Annotated in this window: 20 protein-coding genes; 15 read left to right on the top strand and 5 right to left on the bottom strand. The window is 70.6% G+C overall.

What is annotated here, in order from left to right:
* Window positions 1-7 precede the first annotated feature (7 nt).
* On the bottom strand, window positions 8-1,702 hold the full coding sequence (ctaD, locus tag C8250_RS12665; RefSeq protein WP_138353339.1) for a cytochrome c oxidase subunit I: 1,695 nt from the start codon (window positions 1,700-1,702) through the stop codon (window positions 8-10).
* A gap of 186 nt (window positions 1,703-1,888) precedes the next feature.
* Between ctaD and C8250_RS12660 the strand changes: the two genes are divergently transcribed.
* The 3 genes from C8250_RS12660 to C8250_RS12650 all read left to right on the top strand — a co-directional run bounded on the left by C8250_RS12660 (window position 1,889) and on the right by C8250_RS12650 (window position 4,270).
* Complete coding sequence (locus C8250_RS12660) at window positions 1,889-3,412, top strand: aldehyde dehydrogenase family protein (protein ID WP_138353338.1); 1,524 nt, start codon at window positions 1,889-1,891, stop codon at window positions 3,410-3,412.
* 92 nt (window positions 3,413-3,504) lie between these two features.
* Window positions 3,505-3,882, top strand: a complete 378-nt coding sequence (locus tag C8250_RS12655) for a DUF779 domain-containing protein (RefSeq protein WP_138353337.1) — start codon at window positions 3,505-3,507, stop codon at window positions 3,880-3,882.
* 169 nt (window positions 3,883-4,051) lie between these two features.
* Complete coding sequence (locus tag C8250_RS12650) at window positions 4,052-4,270, top strand: proteinase inhibitor I78 (protein ID WP_138353336.1); 219 nt, start codon at window positions 4,052-4,054, stop codon at window positions 4,268-4,270.
* A gap of 85 nt (window positions 4,271-4,355) precedes the next feature.
* On the opposite strand, the gene C8250_RS12645 is transcribed toward C8250_RS12650, so the two are convergent.
* Window positions 4,356-5,303, bottom strand: coding sequence for a phosphatase PAP2 family protein (locus C8250_RS12645; protein WP_138353335.1), 948 nt, complete (start codon window positions 5,301-5,303; stop codon window positions 4,356-4,358).
* Window positions 5,304-5,740: 437 nt separating this feature from the next.
* Between C8250_RS12645 and C8250_RS12640 the strand changes: the two genes are divergently transcribed.
* The 3 genes from C8250_RS12640 to C8250_RS12630 all read left to right on the top strand — a co-directional run bounded on the left by C8250_RS12640 (window position 5,741) and on the right by C8250_RS12630 (window position 10,632).
* Window positions 5,741-7,378 carry a glycosyltransferase family 39 protein gene (locus tag C8250_RS12640; RefSeq protein ID WP_244809112.1) on the top strand — a complete coding sequence of 546 codons (1,638 nt, stop codon included), beginning with the start codon at window positions 5,741-5,743 and terminating at the stop codon, window positions 7,376-7,378.
* A gap of 213 nt (window positions 7,379-7,591) precedes the next feature.
* Window positions 7,592-9,367 carry an MFS transporter gene (locus tag C8250_RS12635; RefSeq protein ID WP_232485612.1) on the top strand — a complete coding sequence of 592 codons (1,776 nt, stop codon included), beginning with the start codon at window positions 7,592-7,594 and terminating at the stop codon, window positions 9,365-9,367.
* A 50-nt stretch (window positions 9,368-9,417) separates the two neighbouring features.
* Entirely contained in the window at window positions 9,418-10,632 is a 1,215-nt protein-coding gene (locus tag C8250_RS12630) for an acyl-CoA dehydrogenase family protein (protein WP_138353333.1), read from the top strand.
* A 36-nt stretch (window positions 10,633-10,668) separates the two neighbouring features.
* Here C8250_RS12630 and C8250_RS12625 read toward each other — a convergent pair whose 3' ends face one another.
* On the bottom strand, window positions 10,669-11,457 hold the full coding sequence (locus C8250_RS12625; RefSeq protein ID WP_138353332.1) for a polysaccharide deacetylase family protein: 789 nt from the start codon (window positions 11,455-11,457) through the stop codon (window positions 10,669-10,671).
* 243 nt (window positions 11,458-11,700) lie between these two features.
* Window positions 11,701-12,144, bottom strand: coding sequence for a cell division protein SepF (locus C8250_RS12620; protein ID WP_138353331.1), 444 nt, complete (start codon window positions 12,142-12,144; stop codon window positions 11,701-11,703).
* Window positions 12,145-12,434: 290 nt separating this feature from the next.
* On the opposite strand from C8250_RS12620, the gene C8250_RS12615 reads away from it, so the two are divergent.
* The 8 genes from C8250_RS12615 to C8250_RS12580 all read left to right on the top strand — a co-directional run bounded on the left by C8250_RS12615 (window position 12,435) and on the right by C8250_RS12580 (window position 22,120).
* Entirely contained in the window at window positions 12,435-13,688 is a 1,254-nt protein-coding gene (locus C8250_RS12615; RefSeq protein ID WP_138353330.1) for a DUF5685 family protein, read from the top strand.
* A gap of 467 nt (window positions 13,689-14,155) precedes the next feature.
* Window positions 14,156-15,046 (top strand): LLM class flavin-dependent oxidoreductase, encoded by an 891-nt coding sequence (locus C8250_RS12610; protein WP_138353329.1) that lies wholly within the window; start codon window positions 14,156-14,158, stop codon window positions 15,044-15,046.
* Window positions 15,047-15,240: 194 nt separating this feature from the next.
* Window positions 15,241-15,978 (top strand): DUF1684 domain-containing protein, encoded by a 738-nt coding sequence (locus C8250_RS12605; protein ID WP_138353328.1) that lies wholly within the window; start codon window positions 15,241-15,243, stop codon window positions 15,976-15,978.
* Between the two features lie 322 nt (window positions 15,979-16,300).
* Window positions 16,301-17,329 (top strand): S1 family peptidase, encoded by a 1,029-nt coding sequence (locus C8250_RS12600; protein ID WP_138353327.1) that lies wholly within the window; start codon window positions 16,301-16,303, stop codon window positions 17,327-17,329.
* A 199-nt stretch (window positions 17,330-17,528) separates the two neighbouring features.
* The gene (locus C8250_RS12595; protein WP_138353326.1) at window positions 17,529-18,497 is read left to right on the top strand and encodes a YafY family protein; all 969 of its coding nucleotides are present in this window, start codon (window positions 17,529-17,531) and stop codon (window positions 18,495-18,497) included.
* Window positions 18,498-18,699: 202 nt separating this feature from the next.
* Complete coding sequence (locus C8250_RS12590) at window positions 18,700-19,686, top strand: slipin family protein (RefSeq protein ID WP_138353325.1); 987 nt, start codon at window positions 18,700-18,702, stop codon at window positions 19,684-19,686.
* Between the two features lie 223 nt (window positions 19,687-19,909).
* On the top strand, window positions 19,910-21,148 hold the full coding sequence (locus C8250_RS12585; RefSeq protein WP_138353324.1) for an MFS transporter: 1,239 nt from the start codon (window positions 19,910-19,912) through the stop codon (window positions 21,146-21,148).
* Window positions 21,149-21,259: 111 nt separating this feature from the next.
* A complete protein-coding gene (locus C8250_RS12580; protein ID WP_138353323.1) occupies window positions 21,260-22,120 on the top strand; it encodes an alpha/beta fold hydrolase in 861 nt (286 codons plus the stop codon).
* Here the strand turns inward: C8250_RS12580 and C8250_RS12575 are convergent.
* Window positions 22,113-22,487, bottom strand: a complete 375-nt coding sequence (locus tag C8250_RS12575) for a cupin domain-containing protein (protein WP_138353322.1) — start codon at window positions 22,485-22,487, stop codon at window positions 22,113-22,115. The two genes, C8250_RS12580 and C8250_RS12575, sit on opposite strands and share 8 nt — an antisense overlap.
* Before the next feature lie 85 nt (window positions 22,488-22,572).
* On the opposite strand from C8250_RS12575, the gene C8250_RS12570 reads away from it, so the two are divergent.
* Window positions 22,573-23,019, top strand: coding sequence for a MarR family transcriptional regulator (locus C8250_RS12570; protein WP_138353321.1), 447 nt, complete (start codon window positions 22,573-22,575; stop codon window positions 23,017-23,019).
* Window positions 23,020-23,027: the final 8 nt, after the last annotated feature.

Genomic DNA, 23,027 nt, shown 5'->3' with positions numbered 1-23,027 from the left:
CGTTTGGTCAGCGACGTTTGTCCAGCGACACTTCGTCGGCGTCCAGCGCCGACAGCGCCCCGGCCGGCACCTCCGGGTGGTGCAGATCGAAGGCGGGGGATTCGGAGCGAATCCTCGGCAGCGTCGTGAAATTGTGCCTGGGCGGTGGGCAGGAGGTGGCCCACTCCAGGGAGCGGCCGTATCCCCAGGGATCGTCGACCGTCACCTTCTCGCCGTATTTCGCCGTTTTCCAGACGTTGTAGAGGAACGGCAGCGTCGACATTCCGAGCAGGAACGCACCGATCGACGAGATCGTGTTGAGCGTGGTGAATCCGTCGGCCGCCAGATAGTCGGCGTACCGGCGCGGCATTCCCTCGACGCCCAGCCAGTGCTGCACCAGGAACGTGATGTGGAAGCCGAAGAACAGCGTCCAGAAATGGATCTTCCCCAGCCGCTCGTCCAGCATCTTCCCGGTGAACTTCGGCCACCAGAAGTAGAAACCGGCGAACATCGCGAACACCACGGTCCCGAACACCACGTAGTGGAAGTGCGCCACGACGAAGTAGGTATCGCTGACATGGAAGTCCAGCGGCGGGGAGGCGAGAATGACTCCGGTCAGCCCGCCGAAGAGGAAGCTCACCAGGAATCCGATCGACCACAGCATCGGCGTCTCGAACGACAGTGAACCGTTGATCATCGTGCCGACCCAGTTGAAGAACTTCACACCGGTCGGCACAGCGATCAGGAACGACATGAAGGAGAAGAACGGCAGCAGAACGGCGCCGGTCACGAACATATGGTGGGCCCACACCACCATCGAAAGACCGGTAATGGCCATGGTCGCGCCGACCAGCGTCAGATATCCGAAGATCGGCTTGCGCGAGAACACCGGGAGGATCTCGGAGATGATCCCGAAGAACGGCAGCGCGATGATGTAGACCTCCGGATGGCCGAAGAACCAGAACAGGTGCTGCCACAGCAGCGCCCCGCCGTTCTGCGGCGCGAACACCATCGAGCCGAACCGCCGGTCCGACTCCAGCACCAGCAGCGCCGCGGCCAGCACCGGGAACGCCATCAGGACCAGGATCGACGTGAACAGCACGTTCCAGGTGAAGATCGGCATCCGGAACATCGTCATGCCGGGCGCGCGCATTCCGATGATCGTGGTCAGGAAGTTCACCGCGCCGAGGATCGTGCCGAAACCGGACAGTGCCAGTCCCATGATCCACGTATCGGCGCCGATTCCGGGGGAGCGGGTCATGCTGTTCAGCGGCGCGTAAGCGAACCAGCCGAAGCTCGCGGGCCCGTCCGGGACGAGGAAACTGCCCAGGACGATCAGCCCGCCGAAGAGATACAGCCAGTACGAGAACATGTTCAGCCGCGGAAACGCGACATCGGGCGCGCCGATCTGCAACGGCATGATCTCGTTCGCGAAACCGGCGAAGGCCGGAGTCGCGAAGAGCAGCAGCATGATCGTGCCGTGCATCGTGAACAGCTGGTTGAACTGCTCGTTCGACAGGAACTGCAGTCCGGGACGGGCCAGCTCGGCGCGCATCATCAGCGCCATCAGCCCGGCCGCCAGGAAGAACCCGAACGACGTGATCAGATAGAGATGGCCGATCTTCTTGTGATCGGTCGTGGTGAGCCAGTCCACCACCACGCTGCCCGGCTGCGGCGCACGCGCCGGTTCGGCAGCGGCCTCCTCCTTCGCAGGTGCCGTCATTGGCTTCCTTTCGCTGTCCGATCGCCGCCAACCGTTCCACGACGCACGTCAGTTAAACCGCCATGAGCCCATCATGCTCGCCGACCTGACCATCACGCGAGAGTGCGCAAGCCATCTGGCCGAGCCGGTTCACTAGCAGTAGCGTGCGCCGCATCAGCTCTCGGCATCATCAAAAGGAGCAGGCTCATGACGGTCTATCAGCCCCCCGGAAACTCTGGCAGCCCCGCCTCCTTCCCCTCCCGCTACGAGAACTGGATCGGCGGAGAATGGACGGCCCCCGCCGCCGGGGGATATTTCGAGAACCCGACGCCCGTCACCGGCCAGGCGTTCGTCGACATAGCCCGCTCCACCGCGGCGGACGTCGAACTCGCCCTCGACGCGGCGCACTCGGCGGCCCCCGCCTGGGGGCGCACCGCCCCCGCCGAGCGGGCGTCCGTCCTCAACCGGATCGCCGACCGGATGGAGCAGCACCTCACCGAACTGGCCGTCGCCGAGGTCTGGGACAACGGCAAGCCGGTCCGTGAGGCGCTGGCCGCCGACCTGCCGCTGGCCATCGACCACTTCCGGTACTTCGCGGGCGTGCTGCGCGGCCAGGAGGGGTCGATCTCCCAGATCGACGAGGACACCGTCGCCTACCACTTCCAGGAGCCGTTAGGAGTGGTCGCGCAGATCATCCCCTGGAACTTCCCGATCCTGATGGCCGTCTGGAAGCTCGCCCCGGCGCTCGCCGCCGGCAACTGCGTGGTCCTCAAGCCGGCCGAGCAGACCCCGGCCTCGATCATGTACCTGATGGACCTGATCCAGGACCTCATCCCGCCGGGCGTCGTCAACGTCGTCAACGGCTTCGGCACCGAAGCCGGCAAGCCGCTCGCCTCCAGCCCCCGCGTCGCGAAGGTCGCCTTCACCGGCGAGACCACCACCGGCCGGCTGATCATGCAGTACGCGAGCCAGAACATCGTCCCGGTCACCCTCGAACTCGGCGGCAAGAGCCCCAACATCTTCTTCGCCGACGTCGCGGCAGCGCCCGACGAGTTCTACGACAAGGCCCTCGAAGGCTTCGCGATGTTCGCCCTCAACCAGGGCGAGGTCTGCACCTGTCCGTCCCGCGCCCTCATCCAGGCGTCGATCTACGACAGCTTCCTCGGCGACGCCCTGGAGCGCACCCGCTCGATCCAGCAGGGCAACCCCCTCGACACCGGCACGATGATCGGCGCCCAGGCCAGCAACGACCAGCTCGAGAAGATCCTCTCCTACATCGACATCGGCACCGCCGAGGGAGCCAAGCTCCTCACCGGCGGCGAACGCGTCGACCTCGGCGGTGCCCTCTCCGGCGGCTACTACGTGGCCCCGACGATCTTCGAGGGCGACAACAGCATGCGGATCTTCCAGGAGGAGATCTTCGGCCCCGTCGTCTCCGTCGCCCGCTTCGACCAGTTCGACGACGCCGTCTCCATCGCCAACGACTCCCTCTACGGACTCGGCGCCGGCGTCTGGACCCGCGACATGAACACCGCGTTCCGCGCCGGCCGCGCCATCCAGGCCGGCCGCGTCTGGACCAACTGCTACCACGCCTACCCGGCCCACGCGGCCTTCGGCGGCTACAAGAACTCCGGCATCGGCCGAGAGAACCACAAGATGATGCTCGACCACTACCAGCAGACCAAGAACCTGCTGGTCAGCTACAGCCCCAACGCACTGGGCTTCTTCTAGCCGCTCACGACCCCCGGTCCGCAGAATGCGGTCCGGGGGTCTGCGGGGCGCACGGGGGTCGCAGGTCGGGTTCGAGACAGGGACGGTGAAGCATGGATGTGGCAAACCGGGTCGAGGTGACCGGGATGGCGGCGGAACTGTTGCGGCGGCTGGCCGACGAGCACGGTCCGCTGATGTTCCACCAGTCCGGCGGGTGCTGTGACGGCAGTTCGCCGATGTGCTACCCGGCGGGCGAGTTCCTGACCGGGGACTCGGACGTGCACCTGGGGGACCTGGGCGTGGCGGGCATGGAACCGGTGCCGGTGTGGATGGCCCGGGACCAGTTCGCGTACTGGAGCCATACGCATCTGACGATTGACGTGGTGCCCGGGCGGGGGAGTGGTTTTTCCCTGGAGGCACCGACGGGAAATCGCTTTCTTATCCGCTCCCGGCTGTTGACGGACGAAGAGTTGAAGGCATTGCGGACATGATGTGCGCGAGCCATGCGCATGCTGTGTCCACGGTGAATTAACCGCTTTCCGAACATTTCCGCGAGAGATCAAACTCCTCAGCGGATTCTGTGACAGAAGCGTGACGATCAATGCCGGGTACTGCCCGTACGCGCCTTCCCGGATGTACGCCGCGTGCTTACGGTGGGGTATGGCACCGATACCGACACCTGGACCCCGGACCCCGGACGACCCCGCGAAGGCCTACACAGGGCTGCCGAAGGACGAGGCGGAACGGCGCGCGAGAGAGCATGGCTGGACCACGGTCCGTTCCCTTCCGGAGGGGGCGATCATCACCATGGAGTACGTCGCGGGACGGCTGAACTTCAGTGTCGCGGACGGCAGAGTGACGCGCTGCTGGCAGGGCTGACCGACGGGAAACGGCGGGAGGCCGTGGGAACCGCCGGAGCGGTTCGCACGGCCTCCCGTGGTCGTTGGAGTCGTCGGAAGCGGCGCTAGCTGCCTGCGGCGCCGCGCCCGCGCACCTGCTGGTGGGCGAGCGGGATGGGGCGGACGGGCCGTTCCGCGGGCGGCCGGCGGCTGCCGGTCGGGGTGACGGGGGTGCGCTCGTGGCGGGCGGCCGGCGGCCGTCCCGGAGCGTGCGGCATGGTGGCCGCATGGCCACCCGTGGCGGCGCCGACGGGCTCCAGCGCGGGCTGGCCGCCCGTCTGGGAGGCCCGCTGGGTCACCAGGCCGGGGCGCTGCCCGAGCGTGCGGGCCGGGACGGGAGCGAGTCCGGAACCGTGCCGGAGCCGGTGCCAGGCGGCCACCAGGAAGTCCTCGGCCCAGGCCATCGCGGGTTCGAACCAGGGGAGCGCGAGCAGCACCAGCAGGCCGGCGGCCCAGCCGAGCAGCACGTCACTGACCCAGTGGGTGCCGAGGTAGATGGTGGTCATACCGACCCCGAGGGCCAGCAGCGCGGCGATGACCGAAGCCCACCGGCGTACCCGTGGCGTGGTCGCCAGATATGCCAGAACGCCCCAGGTCACGACCGCGTTCGCGGTGTGGCCCGAGGGGAATATATCGCCGCCGGCGAAGAGTTCGGGGGATCCCACGGCGGTGGCGTAGTGCGGGCCGAGCCTTCCGAGCCCGTACTTCACGGCGCCAACGGTGATGTTCAGCAACAGGAGGGAGGCGCCGAGGGCCAGCATCGGGTGCAGGCTCCGCTGCCGCCAGGCCCGCCAGCCCAGCCAGGCCGCGACCATCACGGCCGTCGGGCCGCGCTGTCCCAGGACCACGAAGTAGTCCAGGGCCGCGTGGATCTGGGGCCACTGCTTGTAGGGGCGCCACAGCATCACCTGCCAGTCCAGCGTCACGAGCTTGGAGGAGGTGACGACGCCCACGACGATGGCCACGTAGACCGCAAGCGTCGAGCCGAACAGCCAGAGGCGTGTTCGGCTCATACGCGGTAGGTCGCGTGTGGTCGGGTACTCCGCCGGTCGGTGGAGCTTCTCATCGGTACGCACCGAATCGACGTTACAGCGTGTGACAGCAGTGATCGGCCGAACGAGCGTCTTTGTAATGACGATGTGATGTGGAGTGCGTCTCACCCGTTCCTTTGGCACTCACGGATTGAGTGAAAATTCGGGAACTCTGGATTTTATGTTCGGGTGTCGATACTCACATCACAACCGCCTTTTTATCGGCTATTACCCTCAGGGATGCACTGCGTTTCCCGTCCGAATGGCGGGACGCCGCGGTGATCATGGGTCCCGGAACGTGCGATAGCGTTTGGGGCCGCCTCGGCGGTACCCGCGTGACCTGGGCCTTCGGGCCCGCCGGGCGCGGCAGGTAACGCAGCGTCAGGATCGAAGCGCAGGACGAACCAGAGGAGCACGCCGTGGTCCGCCCCGGGAGGCAGCCGGCACTCGTCGTCGCTGTCGTGTTCACCGCAGCGGCGGTCGTCCAGCAGATCCTGCCGGCCGTCGGCGTCGGCGGCCCGCTGCCGGGCTGGCAGCCCCTTCCGTTCCTGCTCGTGGCCGCTCCCGCGTGGCTGCTGGCCCGCCCCTGGGCGACCGCCGGGCGCAAACCGCCGTACGTGCTGTCCTGGCTCGTGGTCCGGCTGCGCCATGTCCCGTCCTGGGCGCTGCCCGCCGCGGTGCTCGCGGCGGCCGCCGTGGTCTGGGCCGCGCTGCAGGACCAGGAGCCGTACCTCGGGCACGAGGAGGCGGTCTACGCGAACAAGGCGCGGTCCTGGCTGGACGGCACCCCGGACGCGGGCTGGGGCACCTACCGGCCGATCGGACTGCCGGTGCTGGGCCGGCTCGCGCTGGGCCTGAGTGACACCGTCGGGGCGGTCAGGGCGGTGGCGCTCGTCCTGGCGCTCTTCACCCTCACCGTCACGTACGTCGTCGCCGCCCGCTGGACGACCCCGCGGCGGGCGGCCGTCGCGGCGCTGCTGATGCTGGGCGGGCTGGGCTTCCTGCGCCGGATCCCCGAGTTCCTCAACGACATCGGCTCCACCGGCCTGTTGCTGATCGTGGTGTACCTGCTGACGAGGGCGCAGGAGAAACCTTCCTCGCGCGCCCTGCTCTGGGTGCCGCCCGTCGCGCTGGCCGCGTTCTACCTGCGCTACGGCGTCGCCGGGAACCTCGTCGCGATCGCGATCGCCGCCGTCGCCGCCTACGGGCCGCGCGCCTGGCTGGAGCAGCGCGGCCGGCTGGCCGTGGCGGCGGCGGTCTTCCTCGCCGGCCTGGTGCCGCACTTCGTCTACGCGACGAAGGTGGCCGGCTGGCCGCTGGGGCTGATCTTCTCCGCCACCTCGCACGCGAACCGCGCCTACGTGGGCGACGGATTCGTCTACTACCTCGGGATCTTCCCGTACCGGCTGGCCGGCGACCTCGGCGCGGTGGTGATGGCGGCCGGCCTCTACGCGGCGGGCGCCGCGTTCCGGCGGCGCCTGAGCACCGGGACCGAGGGCCGGACGGCCCGCCGGAAGGTGTTCCTCGGGTCGACGGCCGTGCTCGTCGTCGTCCTGCTCGGGATGGCCACCGACGGGGAGCCGCGCTTCATCTACCTGTCGGTGGTGCTGCTCACCATCCTCGGAGTGCAGGCGATCGCCGACCTGACCGGCCGCTGGTCCGCGCACGTCCTGACGGCCGTGGCGCTGCTCGCCGCCATCACCGTGCCGGCGACCGCCATGTCCGTGGCCCGCGGGGCGATGCCCGCACCGAACGCGGAGCGTGACTCGACGGTTCCGGTGGCGGAACAACTCGCCTCGGACGGTCCGTGCCTGCTGGTCACCGGGTACGAACCGGAAATGGGCTGGTACTCGGGCTGCGACGCGATCACCTACGCCCAGGCGGCGGAAACGGACTTCCCGGCGGGCACCAGGGTCAGTTTCGTGCTCTTCCGGCACGGCCGGCTGCAGCCCGGCGCCGCCGCGCTGCGCGACCTCATCGACGGCCACTCCGTCACCACCCGCACCATCCGCACCACCGGGTCGCTGGGCACCGCCACCGTCATCACGCTGCGCTGATCCCGGTCCTGGCCAGGCCCCGCAAGGGAACCGGCGCACCGTCCCGCCGCCGCCCCCGGAGCGGGTCATTCCGTCAAGGTGAGGTGGGCCACATGACCAGACCTCCACCTGGCGTACTCTGTCGTCTCACTCGCCTTTACCGCCGGTCAACCGGAATGGTGTAGCGACGTCCAGTTCCGAGGTAGTGAGAGCACCCCGCTGGGAGGTACGTAGATGACTGGGACGACAACGGTCGGCTCGGTGAGGCCGGCAGCCGTCCCACCGCATCAGCGTCCGGCCGGACGCTGGACCGTCCTGGTGGTCCTGTGCGTGAGCCTGCTGCTCGTCGCGCTCGACGCGACCGTGCTGCACGTCGCGGTCCCCGCGCTCACCGAGGACCTGCACCCGGGCGCGATACAGCTGCTGTGGATCGTCGACGCCTATCCGCTCGTCGCCGCCTCGCTGCTGATCCTCTTCGGCACCCTCGGCGACCGCGTCGGACGGCGAAAGATCCTGCTGATCGGCTACGGGCTCTTCGGCCTCGCCTCGGCCCTCGCCGCGTTCGCCACCGGCGCGCACGTCCTCATCGCGGCCCGGGCGCTGCTCGGGGTCGGCGGCGCCATGATCATGCCGGCGACGCTGTCGATACTCCGCCAGGTCTTCCCCGACCGCCGGGAGCGCGCGGTCGCCATCGGCGTGTGGAGTGCCGTCGCCGCCGTGGGCGCCGCGGTCGGACCGGTACTGGGCGGCTTCCTCGTCGAGCACTTCTGGTGGGGATCGGTCTTCCTCATCAACATCCCGCTGATGGCCGTGATCCTGCCGCTCTCGCGCTGGCTGCTCCCCGAGTCCAAGGGCGAGGGCTGCGGCCCGTGGGACGTCCTCGGCGCCCTCATGGCGGCGTTCGGCGTCCTCGGCGTGGTCCTCGGGGTCAAGCGCCTCGGCGGCGGTGCGAGCCTGCTCGACCCCGGGGCGATCGGTCCCGTCGTGGTCGGCGCGGTGCTGCTGGTGCTCTTCGTGCGCCGGCAGAAGCGCCGCGAACACCCGCTCATAGACATCGGCATGTTCTCCCGCCCCACCTTCAGTACCTCCGTCGGCTGCATCGTCCTGGCCATGCTCGCGCTCGTCGGCCTCGAACTGATCGCCGTGCAGTACCTGCAACTGGTGCTCGGCCTCAGCCCCTTCGCGACCGGGCTCCGCCTGCTGCCGCTCACCTTCGCCGCGATGGCGGCCGGACTGTGCGGCTCGCGCCTGCTGCACCGCTTCGGGCCACGCGCCATGGTCGGCACCGGGTTCGTGCTCACCGCCGTCGCCGTCCTGTCCCTGACCCTGATGGGACAGACCGACCGGCCGATGCTGCTCACCGGCGCCTTCGTGCTCCTCGGATTCGGCCTGGAGACCACGATCTTCGGCGCGTACGAATCCATGCTCAGCGAAGCCCCCGCCGCTCAGGCGGGCGGCGCCGCGGCCATCGGCGAGACCTCCTACCAACTCGGCGCGGGCATGGGCATCGCGCTGCTCGGCAGCGTGATGAACGCCGCGTACGGCCCCGGCGTGGCGCACGTCCCCGGCGTCCCGTCCGCCGACGGCGCCGCCGCGGGGAACTCGCTGGGGGAGGCGTACGACGTCTCCGGCCGGCTCGGCGGCCCGGCGGGAGCCGCGCTGCGGCAGGCCGCCCGGCACTCCTTCGTGACCGGGCTGCACGTCACGCTCGTCGTCAGCGCCGGCCTGCTGCTGCTGGGCGCGCTCGCCGCGCTCCGCCTCCCGCGGGTGATGGACTGCGGCGCCCTCCTCCTGAAAGCGGAGGGATTCGCAGAAGTCGAGACCCCCGCCCACGAGGTGTCCGCCGCGGAACACCGGCCGTCCCTCGCGAAGCACCCGGACCACTCCGGCCACCACCCGGACCACTCGGGCCACCCGCTGCCCGCTCAGTACCACGCGCCCGACGCCGAACGCCTGGTGTCGGCGGGCGAACAGCAGGCGGGACTTTACGTGGCGGGAGCACGCACGTAGCGTCGTCCACGACCTTGTAGATCACCTCGTAGCTCACCCAGGAGACCGTCATGTCCGGGAGCGCGCTGCCGCCGTTCGATCCGTACGATCCGCTCGGGATCGACGATCTGCTCAGTGACGAGGACCGCGCGGTGCGCGAGACCGTCAGGAACTGGGCCGCGGACCGCGTACTGCCGTACGTGGCGGGCTGGTACGAGTCGGGCGAGCTGCCCGTCATCCGGGAGCTCGCCCGGGAACTCGGCGCCATCGGCGCGCTCGGCATGTCCCTCACCGGCTACGGCTGCGCGGGCGCCAGCAACGTCCAGTACGGCCTGGCCTGTCTGGAACTGGAGGCGGCCGACTCCGGGATCCGCTCGCTGGTCTCCGTACAGGGATCGCTGGCGATGTACGCCATCCACCGCTTCGGCTCCGAGGAGCAGCGCCAGGAGTGGCTGCCGCGGATGGCCTCCGGCGAGGTCATCGGCTGCTTCGGCCTCACCGAGCCCGACGTCGGCTCCGACCCGGCCGGGATGCGGACGTACGCCAAGCGCGACGGTGGGGGCACCTCCCGGACGGAGTCCGGGGGAGACTGGGTGCTCAACGGCCGCAAGATGTGGATCACCAACGGCTCGGTGGCCGGGGTCGCCGTGGTCTGGGCCCGCACCGACGACGGCATCCGCGGCTTCGTCGTCCCGACCGACGCCCCCGGCTTCTCGGCGCCGGAGATCAAGCACAAGTGGAGCCTGCGCGCCTCGGTCACCAGCGAACTCGTCCTGGACGACGTCCGGCTGCCCGCCGGTGCCGTGCTCCCCGAGGGCGCCGGCCTCAAGGGCCCGCTCAGCTGTCTGAGCCACGCGCGCTACGGCATCGTCTGGGGCGCGATGGGCGCGGCCCGCAGCAGCTTCGAATCGGCGCTGGAGTACTCGAAGACCCGCGAACAGTTCGGCCGGCCCATCGGCGGCTTCCAGCTCACCCAGGCCAAACTCGCCGACATGGCGGTCGAACTGCACAAGGGCATCCTGCTCGCCCACCACCTCGGGCAGCGGATGGACGCCGGGCGGCTGCGCCCGGAGCAGGTCAGCTTCGGCAAGCTCAACAACGTGCGCGAGGCGATCGAGATCTGCCGCACCTCGCGCACCATCCTCGGCGCCAACGGCATCTCGCTGGAGTATCCGGTGATGCGGCACGCGACCAACCTGGAGTCGGTGCTCACCTACGAGGGCACCGTGGAGATGCACCAACTGGTCCTGGGCAAGGCCCTCACCGGACTCGACGCCTTCAGGTGACCGGACTCGACGCCTTCCGGTGAGCGCCGCCGCAGGTCAGCGTCCTGCCGGAGCCTGCGGAGTCACCCCGCTCCTGCCCGGTGGATGGGCATCAGGGGTGGTGAACGTGTAGCCGGCGTCGATCAGCCGGGGCAGGTAGTTCTTCAGCGCGGCCACCGTCTGTGAGCGGTCGCCGCCGCTGCCGGGCGCGGGATCGTCGTCGCCGCCCTCGGTGCCGTCGTGGTTCAGCACGATGGCACCGGTGGCCGCACCGGCGACGACCCGGTCGGCGATGGTGCCGGTGCCGGGGTTGGCCCAGTCCGTCGGGTCCACCGACCAGGAGATCGGGCGCAGCCCGAGGTCGGCGCAGACGGCAAGCGAGGCGTCCGCGAAGTCGCCGTAGGGGGCACGGAACAGCACCGGCGCCCGCACACCGGTCTTTGTGACGGCGTCCTGGGTGCGCTGCATCTGGTCGCGTACGTCCGCGGCGGACAGGTCACTGAGATGAGGGTGGGACCAGGTGTGGTTTCCCAGCGAGTGCCCCTCCGCGGCGATGCGGCGCACCACGTCCGGGTACAGCCCGACGTTGTCGCCGCACACGAAGAACGTCGCATGGACGCTGTGGGCGCGCAGGACGTCCAGCACCTGCGGCGTGTACTGCGGACTGGGGCCGTCGTCGAAGGTGAGGGCCATCACCATGGAACCGGCGTTGACCTCGGTTTCCGGTGCGGGGACCCGCCGGGCACGCGCGGCCGCCGGCGCCGCCGCGGCACCGAGGCCGAGCAGAGCTGTGGCGCTTACGGCGAGGAAGCGGCGGCGGGGCAGCGGACTGCGGGGCTTTGGCATGGGACCATCTTGAGCGGCCGACGGCCCGGCTCGATGAGGGACGCGCCGAGTCCGGGCGGATCAAGGGCGAAGCCGAAAAAGACACACGCCAAGGCTCCGACCGCCGGATGCTGCTTCACCGCCGGGCCGCCCGGTGGCCGTCCGAGGGTGACCAAGGACGACTACCAACGACCGTTGACGACGACTCCCAAGCTGCTCACAGCGTTGTCCATACCGTGCTTCCGTGGTGCTGAGCGTGGTTGATCAGTTCTGGTTGAAGAATCCGTCGGCGCCGCGCTTCGACTCGGCGTTGAGGACCATGTAGTCGGCGGGGGTCAGCAGGAAGACACGGGTGGCGATGCGCTCGATCGAGCCGCGAAGCCCGAAGGTGAGACCCGCCGCGAAGTCGACGACGCGCTTCGCGTCGCTCGACTCCATACCCGTAAGGTTCACGATCACCGGCACGCCCTTGCGGAAGAGCTCGCCGATGCCGCGGGCATCCCGGAAGCCGTCCGGGGTCACGGTGGCGATCTGGCGGCCCTGTTCCTCGGCCGTCTCGCTCGCCACCTGGACCCTGGGGTCGGTCACCCAGGTGTCGCCGCGCTCGGATCCCTCGCCGTAGTCGGCGTACTCCTCGTCGTAGTAGCTCTCGTCGCCGTTGTCGTCGACGAGGCCCAGCCAGGCACTCGCCCGTCGAACCGAACCCATGGACGCCTCCTCTCACACGCGGTCAATATCGTCCGCACCCCTATGGTCGTCCATGATGCCGATGATGCGCCAAGCGGATAGCCGCCACCCAGGGGACTTGTGACGGTACTGGTGCACAAGATAGGTGTCGGGGAGTCAGGTAGCCATAGGCATACGGATGGTGACGAAGTGATGGGAGCGCTCCCCTCTTCCGGGTGACGCCGCACGGCCGGACGGCGGTACGCCAGTCATGAGATCGTTCCATCGGTAGCATGTCGGGCCGATCGTACGATGAAGCCGCTGGGGGAGCGTTGTTCGGAATTATCAGGCCGTGTCGCCACCGGATGTCGGAGGGACTCGCCACTTCCTGGATGGCGCACCTGTGCGGGCTGTGCCTCGCGTTGCGCGACGACCACGGGCAGCTGGCCCGCATCGCCACCAACTACGACGGGCTGATCATCTCGGCGCTGGTCGAGGCCCAGGTCCCGGGCGCGGCGGCGTCGGCGAAGTGGCGGCGGACCGCCGGGCCCTGTCCGTTGCGCGGGATGCGCACCGCGCCGGTGGCGACGGGCGAGGGCGCGCGGCTGGCCGCCGCCGTCTCGCTCGTGCTGGCGTCGGCGAAGATGCGTGACCATATCGACGACCGGGACGGCGCCATGGGGCGGCGGCGGCCGGTCGCGGCGGCGGCGCGGACCGTCGCCCGGCGCTGGGACCGGGCCGGCGCGCGGACCGGCGGCGGGCTCGGGTTCGACACGGCGGTGCTGGTGGACGCGGTGGACCGGCAGTCCGGGATCGAGGCGCTGGCCAGGACGGGCACCCCGCTGCTGACGGTCACCGAGCCGACCGAGACCGCGACCGCGGCCGCCTTCGGCTACACGGCGGTCCTCGCCGGACGGCCCGGGAACCGTGCGCCGTTGGAGGAGGCCGGCCGGCTCTTCGGCCGGCTGGCGCATCTGCTGGACGCGGTCGAGGACCAGACGGCTGACGCCGCGTCGGGTGCGTGGAACCCGCTGACGGCGACGGGCACCGGCCGCGACGAGGCCCGGCGGCTGTGCGACGACGCGGTGCGCGGGGTGCGGCTGGCACTGAAGGACACCGAGTTCACCGACGGCCGGCTCGTCCACGTCCTGCTCGCCCATGAGCTGCGGCGCTCGGTGGACCGCGCCTTCGGCGGCTCCTGCGCGCACACCCACCCCAACGCGCTCGAAGGGCAGGGTCTCGGCCGGGCCCAGGGTCTGGACCTGGGGCAGCTGGAGCTGCCGCAGCTGAGCGGGAATCCGTACGGTCCTGGTCAGAGCCCGTACGCGCCCGGTGGGCCGGGCTTCCCGCCCAACGGTTTCCCGCCGCCCGAGCCGCCGCGCCGGCGAGGGCTGATCGCCGGGTGCGCGCTGTGGAGCGGGCTGTGCTGCACCTGCCAGCTCTGCTGCCGGGACCACTACGAGGACCCGTGGAACGGCAGGCGCCGCGAGGGATGGTGCTCGAACTGCGACTGCGACTGCTGCGATGGCTGCGATTGCTGTGATGGGTGCGACTGCTGCGATTGCGGTTGTGACTGCGGGTGTTGAACGGGAGATGAAGAGTCCTTCTCGAACTCGAAAGGTGCGTAACGAGGGAGGGAGAGAAGGTGGCGTGGGTGCGGGAAGGAAGACCGGGCTGACGGGGAGAGCTACGGGAGAGCCTGAGGTGAAGCGGCCGCGGCGGGAGTGGGACAGTGCGCGCGGGCGGGCGGAGCCAGGGCCGGCCGAGCAGGCCCTAAAGGGTCAGCGACAACACGAGGACGACCACACCCGACCGAAGTCGATGTGGTCGCGGGTGACCAACTGACAGCTGCGCATGGGGTCAGTGGAACAGCCGCCGTCCCCATCCGTCAACCACGCTGAGACGCGGCGCCCACCAGTTGGACATGCTTGACAGTGGGCGACGCTGTGGGATTAGCCTCGGGCCACGGTCATGACGACCCGGTCGCGTTGAGGGACGCGGCGTGCGTGAAGGCAACTCCCGTGCTCCTCCAGTGTGTCCACGGAGTCTCCGCATGCCCGAAACCCCTCCAGGCCATCGACCCATCCGCCCGCTGCACCTGGCCTTCGCGATCGACGGCCGGGAACGGCATCCGGAACCGTACGAGGCCTCCTCCTGCATCGAGCTCGCCCGGCTCGCCGAGCGCGGCGCGCTGGACTTCGTCACGCTCGACGACGTCCCGGCGCCGGCCGACGGCGGTGCCGGACGGCTCGACGCGCTCGCCGTCCTCACGCGGGTCGCACCCGCCACCGACCGGATCGGCCTGGTGGCCGCCGTCACCGCCACGCACCACGGGCCGGTCCCCGTCCCGGCGGCGCTCGCCACCCTCGACCGGGTCAGCCGCGGCCGGGCCGGCTGGACGCCGCTGCTCCCCGACGCGGACGCCCTGCTGCGGGACGGCTGGGCGGACGCCGCCGGGTTCCCTGACGTGACGTCAGTCGAACCCGGACCGTTGGAGGGCCGGCCGGTGCTCGCGGTCGACGCGACGCTGGAGGCGCCGCGCGAGACGGCCGCGCGGCACGCGGACGTGGCGTACGTACGGGTCGGCGGTCCGCACTCGGAGCGGCTGGCGTACGAAGCCCGCACTGACCTGCGCCGCCGGGCGGCGGCGTACGGCCGGGACCCGGACCGGCTCACGGTCCTGGCCTCGCTCGCCGTCGAACTGTTCGATCCGGCCGACGCCGTGGTCCTCGCCGACCTGTTCGGCGACTGGCACCGCGACGGGATCACCGACGGCTTCCACGTACGGCCCGCCGATCCGCGGCGGGATCTGGCCCGGCTGGTGAACGCGACCGTGCCCGTGCTCCAGCAACGCGGACTGTTCCGCCGCTTCCAGCCCGGCACGACGCTGCGCGAACACCTCGGCCTGGACCGTCCGGTGAGCCGCCCGGCGACCGCACGGTGAGCGGAACGGTGAGCCGCCCGGTGTGCGGCACGGTGGGCCGTCCGGTCGGCTGACCGCCGCCGGCGATCCGGACGGGCCAATTCCGGCCACCGCCCCACCGTCCGGCCGGAGGGCAGCCGCCGACCGGAGTACGGGGAGCACGACGCCGCGCGATCATCTCGGCCTGCGGCAGCCGCTATGGAAGGTTGATGACCATGAGTTCCGAGACTGAGCAGGACTGGAAGAACTGGCGCGAGCGGCGCGCCGAGTCGGTCGCCGCGCCGTACGGGCCACTGGCCCTGACCGGCACGTACTGGCTCGCCGACGCGGCGGACGGGAAGATCCCCGGGCTGCCGGGGGAGTGGCGGGAGCAGGACGGCTCGGTGGTCCACCAGGGCGATGGCGTCTTCGGGCGGCTGGAACCCGAGGGCGAGCCGGTGCTGTTCGGCGAGAAGCGGATCGTGGCGATCGACCGCGAGGGGCTGCTCGCCCTCCGGATCTGGGACCCGGCCTCGGACGCCCGGCGTGATTTCGCGGGGATCGGCGCGTTCGACTACGACGAGCGGTGGGTGCTGCCGGCGGTTTTCCGCCCGTACCCCGAGGGACGCGCCGTGCGCGTGCCGCACGCCGACGGCCGGGAGCGCGGACTCGGCGTCAGCGGCGAACTGGCCTTCACCGTGGACGGCGCTGAGCACTCGCTCGCGGTCGCGGTGGAGGAGGACGGCACGCTCTGGGGCGTCATCGCCGACGCGACCAGCGGAAGGAGCAGCTACCGCTTCCGTTTCCTGCGGACCCCGGCGCCCGCCGCGGACGGCCGCGTGGTGCTGGACTTCAACCGGACGCTGCTCCCGCCGTGCGCGTTCGCCGACGCCTTCGTCTGCCCGTTCCCGCCGCCCGGCAACACGCTGCCCTTCGCACTCGAAGCGGGCGAGAGCAAGGTGCTCACCAGCTGAGACCCGGCTCGAAACCCGGTTCGAAACCCGGTGGGACCGGCTTCGGTGGCTGGTTCCGGTTCCGGTTCGAGATGCTCCGGCCGAGGTCCGTTCGAGAGACGGCCGCGGCCGGTTGAGATGTCGTCAGCACGGGTGTGCCTCGGTGGTCCGTACGGTCGCCGGGGCGCCGTCGCGTCCGAACAGCGCGGCCGAAAGGCGCCCTTGTGTGTTCCGCGCGGGCTCTGAATACTCCCGTCCAGTGCTTGTCAGGGTCACGTCGAGTTCGTTAATCGGTGCGGCGCTGACAGGCCGAGCTGACCTCCACCCCCCACAGGAGGAATGAATGAAAATCACCCGACGCGCCGGCCTGCTCGCTGTGACGTCCGGCCTGGTGGCCGTCACCGCGCTCACGCTGCCCGCCGCCAACGCCGCCCCCACGGCGACGGCAACCCCGGAGGCCGCCGCAGCGGTCGCCACCTCGCTCGGCACCGCGGCCACCGCGGGCAGCTACTACGACGCGGCGTCGAAGACCACCGTCGTCAACGTCACCTCGGCCAGGGCGGCCGACGCCGTACGGGCGGCCGGAGCGACACCCAGGACCGTCCGGTTCAGCTCGGCAGTACTCGACAAGGCAGGCGAGGCCGCCAGGTCCGCCGACATCGCGGGCTCGGCGTGGTCCGTCGACCCGCTGACCAACAAGCTCGCCGTGAGCGTCGACAGCCGGGTCACCGCCGCCCAGCTGGCCAAGCTCACCAAGGCCACCGCGAGCTACGGCGACGCCGTGAGCATCAACCGCGTGGCCGGGAAGTTCAGCAAGCTGCTCTCCGGCGGGGACGCCATCTACACCAGCCAGTGGCGCTGCTCGGTCGGCTTCAACGTCCGCAGCGGCAACACGTACTACTTCCTCACCGCGGGCCACTGCACCGAGGGCTACCCGGCCTGGACCACGTCCTCCGGCACCTCCATCGGCCCGACCACCGGCAACAGCTTCCCGAACAACGACTACGGGATCGTCCGCTACGACAACTCCTCGATCGCGCACCCCGGCGCCGTCGGCAGCCAGGACATCGCCAGCGCGGGCAACGCCTACGTCGGTGAACCCGTCAAGCGCCGCGGCTCCACCACCGGCATCCACAGCGGCTCGGTGACCGGACTCAACGCCACCGTGAACTACGGCGGCGGCGACATCGTCTACGGCATGATCAAGACCAACGTCTGTGCCGAGCCCGGCGACAGCGGCGGTTCGCTCTACAACGGCTCCATCGCGGTCGGCCTCACCTCGGGCGGCAGCGGCAACTGCTCCTCCGGCGGGACGACGTTCTTCCAGCCGGTCACCGAAGCGCTCAGTGCCTACGGAGTCAGCGTCTACTGACGCACCACCACCGACACCGGCGACGGCCTGCAGCGAACAGGACGGAGCCCCCGCCGACCCTGCCGGCGGGGGCTCTGCCATGTGCCCGTACAGAGGTGCCGTACCCCCGTGGACCCCCGTGGATTTCGGGTGCCGTGCACCCGTGAACCTCCGCCCCATGCGGTCAGTGGCTGTCCGCGACGGCTGGCAGACTGACCGCATGTTGGAGACCTCGGCGCGGCTGCTGCGTCTGCTCTCGCTCCTCCAGTCCCGGCGGGACTGGTCCGGCCCCGACCTCGCGGCGCGCCTGGACGTCACCGCGCGCACGGTGCGCCGCGACGTCGACCGGCTGCGGACCCTCGGCTACCCGGTGCACGCCGCCCCCGGCACGGCCGGCGGCTACCGGCTCGGCGCGGGCGCCGCGCTCCCACCGCTGCTGCTGGACGACGAGGAGGCGGTCGCCGTCGCGCTGTGCCTGCGCACCGGCGTGGGCGGCACCGTCGCCGGGATCGAGGAGGTCTCCGTCCGGGCGCTGTCCAAGCTGGAGCAGGTGCTCCCGTCACGGCTGCGGCACCGGGTCCAGGCCATGCAGGCGATCACCGTCCACGCGCCCCCGCCCGGCCGGGCGACCGTCGGCCAGGACGTGCTGACCGCCATCGGCGCGGCCTGCCGCGACCGCGAACGGCTGCGCTTCGACTACAGCGACCACCGCGGCACCTCCAGCCGCCGCACGGTCGAGCCGTACCGCCTGGTCAACCACGGGCGCCGCTGGTACCTGCTCGCCTGGGACACCGGCCGGGAGGACTGGCGGACCTTCCGCGTCGACCGGATCGACCCCAAGTCACCCACCGGACCGCGCTTCGCACCGCGCGAACCCCCGGAGGACGCGGCGGCGTACGTCGCCAAGGGGGTCACCACCAGGGCCTACCGCTACCAGGCGCGGGTCACCCTGCACATGTCGGCGCAGGCGGTCGCCGACTTCGGCTGGACGGGCTTCGGCACGATCGAGGCGATCGACGACAAGACCTGCGAACTGCGGACGGGCGCCGAGTCGCTCGACGGCCTCACCGTCTTCATCGCCCTCCTCGGAGCGGAGTTCGAGGTGCACGAACCGCCCGAGCTCGCCGAGCAGCTGAGAGTGGTGGCCGCCCGGCTGCTGCGCGCGGCGGACCGTACGCCGCCGGACTGACGGGCACGGTTCGGGCGGGCGGTGCGGCGGACGGCGTGGTGTGGCGGTGCGGTACGGCGGCGTGGAGAGGTCCGTGCGGTGCGGCTGCCCCGTGGGACCCCGGCGCCCCTGCCGTGCGCCGCCCCGCCCGTACGACCGGCGCTCGGCGGGGGTTCCCGCAGTACGCTGGAGACACTGCACGTGTATACGGCAGGGGGCCGAAATGATCGTGGAGCTGGTGTCCGCCGTCCTAGCGGCCGGGGCCGTTTACGGGGTGGCCGCCGCCCGGGTGGTGCGGCAGTACGAGCGGGGTGTCGTGCTGCGGCTGGGCCGGCTCAGGTCGGAGCCCAAGGGTCCCGGATTCACCATGGTCATTCCAGGGGTGGACCGGCTGCGGAAGGTCAATCTGCAGATCGTGACGATGCCCATTCCCGGGCAGGACGGCATCACCCGCGACAACGTCTCGGTCAAGGTGGACGCGGTCGTGTACTTCAAGGTCATCAACGCCGTCGACGCCGTCATCCAGGTCGAGGACTACCGCTTCGCGGTGTCCCAGGTCGCCCAGACCTCGCTGCGTTCGATCATCGGCAAGAGCGATCTGGACGAGCTGCTGTCGAACCGGGAGAAGCTGAACGAAGGCCTGGAAGTGATGATCGACAGCCCGGCGCTGGGCTGGGGTGTGCAGATCGACCGGGTCGAGATCAAGGACGTGTCGCTGCCGGAGGCGATGAAGCGGTCGATGTCCCGGCAGGCCGAGGCGGAGCGTGAACGGCGCGCCCGGATCATCAACGCGGACGCCGAACTGCAGGCGTCGAAGGTGCTCGCCCAGGCCGCCAAGCAGATGGAGGACAACCCCTCCGCCCTCCAACTGCGCCTGCTCCAGACGGTGGTGGCCGTCGCGGCCGAGAAGAACTCGACGCTGGTGCTGCCGTTCCCGGTCGAGCTGCTGCGCTTCCTGGAGCGCGCCGCGCCCACGCCGCCGGCACCGGCCGCCGAGCCCGCCGCCGTACGGCCCGCCGCGGATCCCGAGCCCGCCGCCGCACCCGTACCACCTGCGAACGAGCCCGTACCCGACGTCGTACCCATCCCCCCGGTCCCCCCGATCCCTCCGCTCGCCGCCGTGCCGACCCCCGCTGATCCGACGCCCGCGCTGACGTCGGCGCCGCCAGCGCCGGTCGAGAGCAACTCCCAGGCCAAGAACGAGGAGTAACCACCGCGGTCGAGCGAGCGACCGACGCGACGGAACAGCGACCGATGGACCGAACAGTCCGCCGGCCGCCGCTGTTCGTCGCTCGCTGTCCGCCGACGGCGCCGCTCACCGCACCGGCCTCCCGGCCCCAGCCGTAGACCTTGGTGAGTGCCGCCCGGATGCCGCTTGTTCCGCCCTGTCGGGCCCGTTGCCGTCATGACTCCCAAGCATTAGATTGGGAGTCATGACGGCCTGGGGGGTCCTGCGCGACCGCGACGCGGGAAGGTATCTGGCCGGGGTGCTGGTCTCCGGCTTCGGCAGCTCGGCGATGATGCTGGCCGCCGGTATCTGGGTGAAGTCGCTGACCGGCTCCAGCAGCCTCGCCGCGCTGGTCGGCGTCTGTCTGTGGACCCCGACGCTGGCCGGTCCGCTGCTCGGCACCGTGGTCGACCGGGTGCGCCGCCGCCCGCTCCTGGTGCTGGTCAACGCCGCGATGGCCGCCCTGCTGCCGCTGCTGCTCGTGGTCCGTACGGCGGACCTGGTCTGGATCCTCTTCGCCGTGCTCGTTCTGTACGGGACCGCGTCGGTGCTCTGCGACGCGGCCGAGGCCGCCGTCGTCACCGCCACCGTCCCCGGCGAACTGCGCGGCGACTTCAACGGACTGCGGATGACCGCCAACGAGGCGATGAAGCTGCTCGCCCCGCTCGCCGGCGCCGGCCTGTACGTCCGCTACGGCGGCGGTTCCGTCGCCGTGCTCGACGCCGTCACCTTCGCGCTCGCCGCGGCCGTCTTCGCGATGGTCCGGGTGCGGGAGGAACCGCCCGCCCCCGCCACGACGGGCTGGCGCGAACAGACCGCCGAGGGCATCAGGTACCTGCGCCGGCATCCGCTGCTGCGCCGTCTGGTGGCCGTCGGTTCGATCGCCATGCTGCTCTCCGCGCTCGGCAGCTCGGCGATCTACGCGGTGGTCGACGCGGGCCTGCACCGTTCGCCCGCCTTCGTGGGCGTGCTGTACGCGGGGCAGGGCGCGGGCTCGGTCGTCGGGGGAGTGGTCGCGGGGGCGTTGCTGCGGCGGATGCCGGAACGGGTCTTCGCGGCCACCGGCATGCTGCTGTTCGCCCTCGGGGCCGCCGTACGCGCCACTCCGTGGGTCTCCGCCGCCCTGATCGGCGGCGCGGCGATCGGAGTCGGGCTGCCGTGGGTGTTGATCGCGGCGCTGACCGCCGTCCAGCGGGAGACGCCCGCCGCACTGATCGGCCGGGTCGCGGCCACCGCGAGCACGCTCGTCTTCGCGCCCACCGCGGTGGGCGGACTGGTGGGCGCCGGCCTCGTCGCGGTCGTCGACCACCGCCTGCTGCTCGCCGCCGTCGGTACGGCGGGAGTGCTCGCCGCGGCGTACTGCCTGTTCCAGGTCCCGGCGGCGGAAGCGGACGAGGTGACCTCCGCTGCGGACCGGGGTGGCCAATTCTTTACCGACGCGTAACTAGCCGCCCTTTGCTACTGGCGCGTAAGTTGACGTGAACGTAACAACCTTGTGATCCGGATCACAGCGTGGGTGGAGTCCCAAGACTTCCCTGACCTGCGAGGAGATCACATGAGGCTGCCCTGGAAGCGCATGCTCACCGCGCTGGCTCTGGCATGTGCGGTGACGGCCGCACCGACCGCCGCCACCGCCGCAACCGCACATTCGGCCCCGTCCAGCGGATGGAACAACTTCTCGTGCCGGCCGTCCGCCGAGCACCCCCGGCCGGTCGTGCTCGTGCACGGAACGTTCGGCAACGGGACCGACAACTGGCTCGGGTTCGCCCCCTATCTGGTGGCCCGGGGCTACTGCGTCTTCTCCTTCGACTACGGTCAGCTGCCCGGCATCCCGTTCTTCGACGGGCTCGGTCCGATCGCGGACTCCGCGCAGCAGCTGGCGGACTTCACCGACCAGGTGCTGGCGGCCACCGGGGCGCCGAAGGCGGACCTGGTCGGGCACTCCCAGGGCGGCATGATGCCGCGCTACTACCTGAAGTTCCTCGGTGGCGCGGCGAAGGTGAACGCCCTCGTCGGCCTGGCTCCCGACAACCACGGAACCACCCTCAACGGGCTGGCCAACCTGCTCCCGTACTTCCCCGGAGCGGCCGACGCCATCCACTCGATCGTCCCCGGACTCGCCGACCAGGTGGCCGGATCGGTCTTCATGCAGACCCTCAACGCGGGCGGCGACACCGTCCCCGGGGTGCGCTACACCGTCATCGCGACCCGTTACGACGAGGTCGTCACGCCGTATACGTCGCAGTTCCTGTCCGGGTCGAACGTACGCAATGTGCTGCTGCAGGATCTGTGCTCGGTGGACATCTCCGAGCACGTCGCGATCGGCCTGACCGACCGGATCGCCTTCCATGAGGCGGCGAACGCCCTCGACCCGGCGCACGCCACCCGGACGACCTGCCTTTCCGTGCTCAGCTGACCCATGGCGGTGAGATGCGGGAGCCATCGGCGAGGACGGCCTCCAGGCCCACGCTGGTGGTGACCCACATCGTGGCCGGTTCCTCCGTGGGATTGCTGACGCCCAGGGAGGAGCCGGAGGGTGCGACGGCGGCGTCGCCCGGCGCCAGGGTGGACACCTCGCCGTCGATGCTGAACCGCACCGTGCCGCTCAGGACGAGGAAGACCTCCTCGCGGGTGATGGTGTGGGCGAGCCCCGCGGTGCCGCCGGGTATCTCGCCGCGCCAGGCGCACAGCTCCTCGCTGCCGTGCGCGGGCAGGATGTACGAGACGAAACGGACGCCGTGCATCTCGTGGACGACGGCTTCGGTTGCGGTGACAACAGGCATGGCGTACCTCCATATGGTCAACCTGCTTGAGCAAGTTGCTTGACAATATAGTCAAGCAGCTTGCGTAGTGTGTCAAGCTGTTCCCGTGAACAACGCTGACGCCATGAGCCTGACCGCGACCCTGCTCGCCGCGGCCGGCGGTCTCACCGCCGTGATCCACGAAGGTGTCGTCGCCCGCGGCTTCGACGACCTCAGGCCCGCCCACGGGTTCGCCTTCGCCCGGCTGGCACCGGGCGGCGCGACCGCCGCCGACCTGGCGGAACACCTCGGCGTCAGCCGCCAGGCGGCGAGCCAGATGGTCGAGGAACTCGTCGGCAAGGGCTACGTGGAGCGCCGCCCGCACCCGGACGACGCCCGCGCCCGTCTCGTCGTTCTCACCGACCGCGGCTGGGCCTGCACCCGCGCCGCGGAGGCGGCCGCCGCCGACGCCGTACGCCCCTGGGCCGCCCTCCTCGGCGAGCGCCGGCTGCAGGCCCTGCGGGACGACCTGGCCCGGCTGGCGCCGGGCGGCCCGATCCGTCCCAACTGGTAGCCGACCAA

It is taken from the genome of Streptomyces sp. So13.3 (assembly GCF_005860785.2).
Taxonomy (GTDB): Bacteria; Actinomycetota; Actinomycetes; order Streptomycetales; family Streptomycetaceae; genus Actinacidiphila; species Actinacidiphila fildesensis.
The sequence above is the reverse complement of the archived record's forward strand: the minus strand, read 5'-3'. Positions and strand labels throughout refer to the sequence as shown.

Excerpts from the sequence above, each read along its gene's own strand:
- ctaD (WP_138353339.1), bottom strand. The coding sequence starts at position 1,702 with ATGACGGCACCTGCGAAGGAGGAGGCCGCTGCCGAACCGGCGCGTGCG.
- C8250_RS12660 (WP_138353338.1), top strand. The coding sequence starts at position 1,889 with ATGACGGTCTATCAGCCCCCCGGAAACTCTGGCAGCCCCGCCTCCTTC.
- C8250_RS12655 (WP_138353337.1), top strand. The coding sequence starts at position 3,505 with ATGGATGTGGCAAACCGGGTCGAGGTGACCGGGATGGCGGCGGAACTG.
- C8250_RS12650 (WP_138353336.1), top strand. The coding sequence starts at position 4,052 with ATGGCACCGATACCGACACCTGGACCCCGGACCCCGGACGACCCCGCG.
- C8250_RS12645 (WP_138353335.1), bottom strand. The coding sequence starts at position 5,303 with ATGAGCCGAACACGCCTCTGGCTGTTCGGCTCGACGCTTGCGGTCTAC.
- C8250_RS12635 (WP_232485612.1), top strand. The coding sequence starts at position 7,592 with ATGACTGGGACGACAACGGTCGGCTCGGTGAGGCCGGCAGCCGTCCCA.
- C8250_RS12630 (WP_138353333.1), top strand. The coding sequence starts at position 9,418 with ATGTCCGGGAGCGCGCTGCCGCCGTTCGATCCGTACGATCCGCTCGGG.
- C8250_RS12625 (WP_138353332.1), bottom strand. The coding sequence starts at position 11,457 with ATGCCAAAGCCCCGCAGTCCGCTGCCCCGCCGCCGCTTCCTCGCCGTA.
- C8250_RS12620 (WP_138353331.1), bottom strand. The coding sequence starts at position 12,144 with ATGGGTTCGGTTCGACGGGCGAGTGCCTGGCTGGGCCTCGTCGACGAC.
- C8250_RS12610 (WP_138353329.1), top strand. The coding sequence starts at position 14,156 with ATGCCCGAAACCCCTCCAGGCCATCGACCCATCCGCCCGCTGCACCTG.
- C8250_RS12605 (WP_138353328.1), top strand. The coding sequence starts at position 15,241 with ATGAGTTCCGAGACTGAGCAGGACTGGAAGAACTGGCGCGAGCGGCGC.
- C8250_RS12600 (WP_138353327.1), top strand. The coding sequence starts at position 16,301 with ATGAAAATCACCCGACGCGCCGGCCTGCTCGCTGTGACGTCCGGCCTG.
- C8250_RS12595 (WP_138353326.1), top strand. The coding sequence starts at position 17,529 with ATGTTGGAGACCTCGGCGCGGCTGCTGCGTCTGCTCTCGCTCCTCCAG.
- C8250_RS12590 (WP_138353325.1), top strand. The coding sequence starts at position 18,700 with ATGATCGTGGAGCTGGTGTCCGCCGTCCTAGCGGCCGGGGCCGTTTAC.
- C8250_RS12585 (WP_138353324.1), top strand. The coding sequence starts at position 19,910 with ATGACGGCCTGGGGGGTCCTGCGCGACCGCGACGCGGGAAGGTATCTG.
- C8250_RS12580 (WP_138353323.1), top strand. The coding sequence starts at position 21,260 with ATGAGGCTGCCCTGGAAGCGCATGCTCACCGCGCTGGCTCTGGCATGT.
- C8250_RS12575 (WP_138353322.1), bottom strand. The coding sequence starts at position 22,487 with ATGCCTGTTGTCACCGCAACCGAAGCCGTCGTCCACGAGATGCACGGC.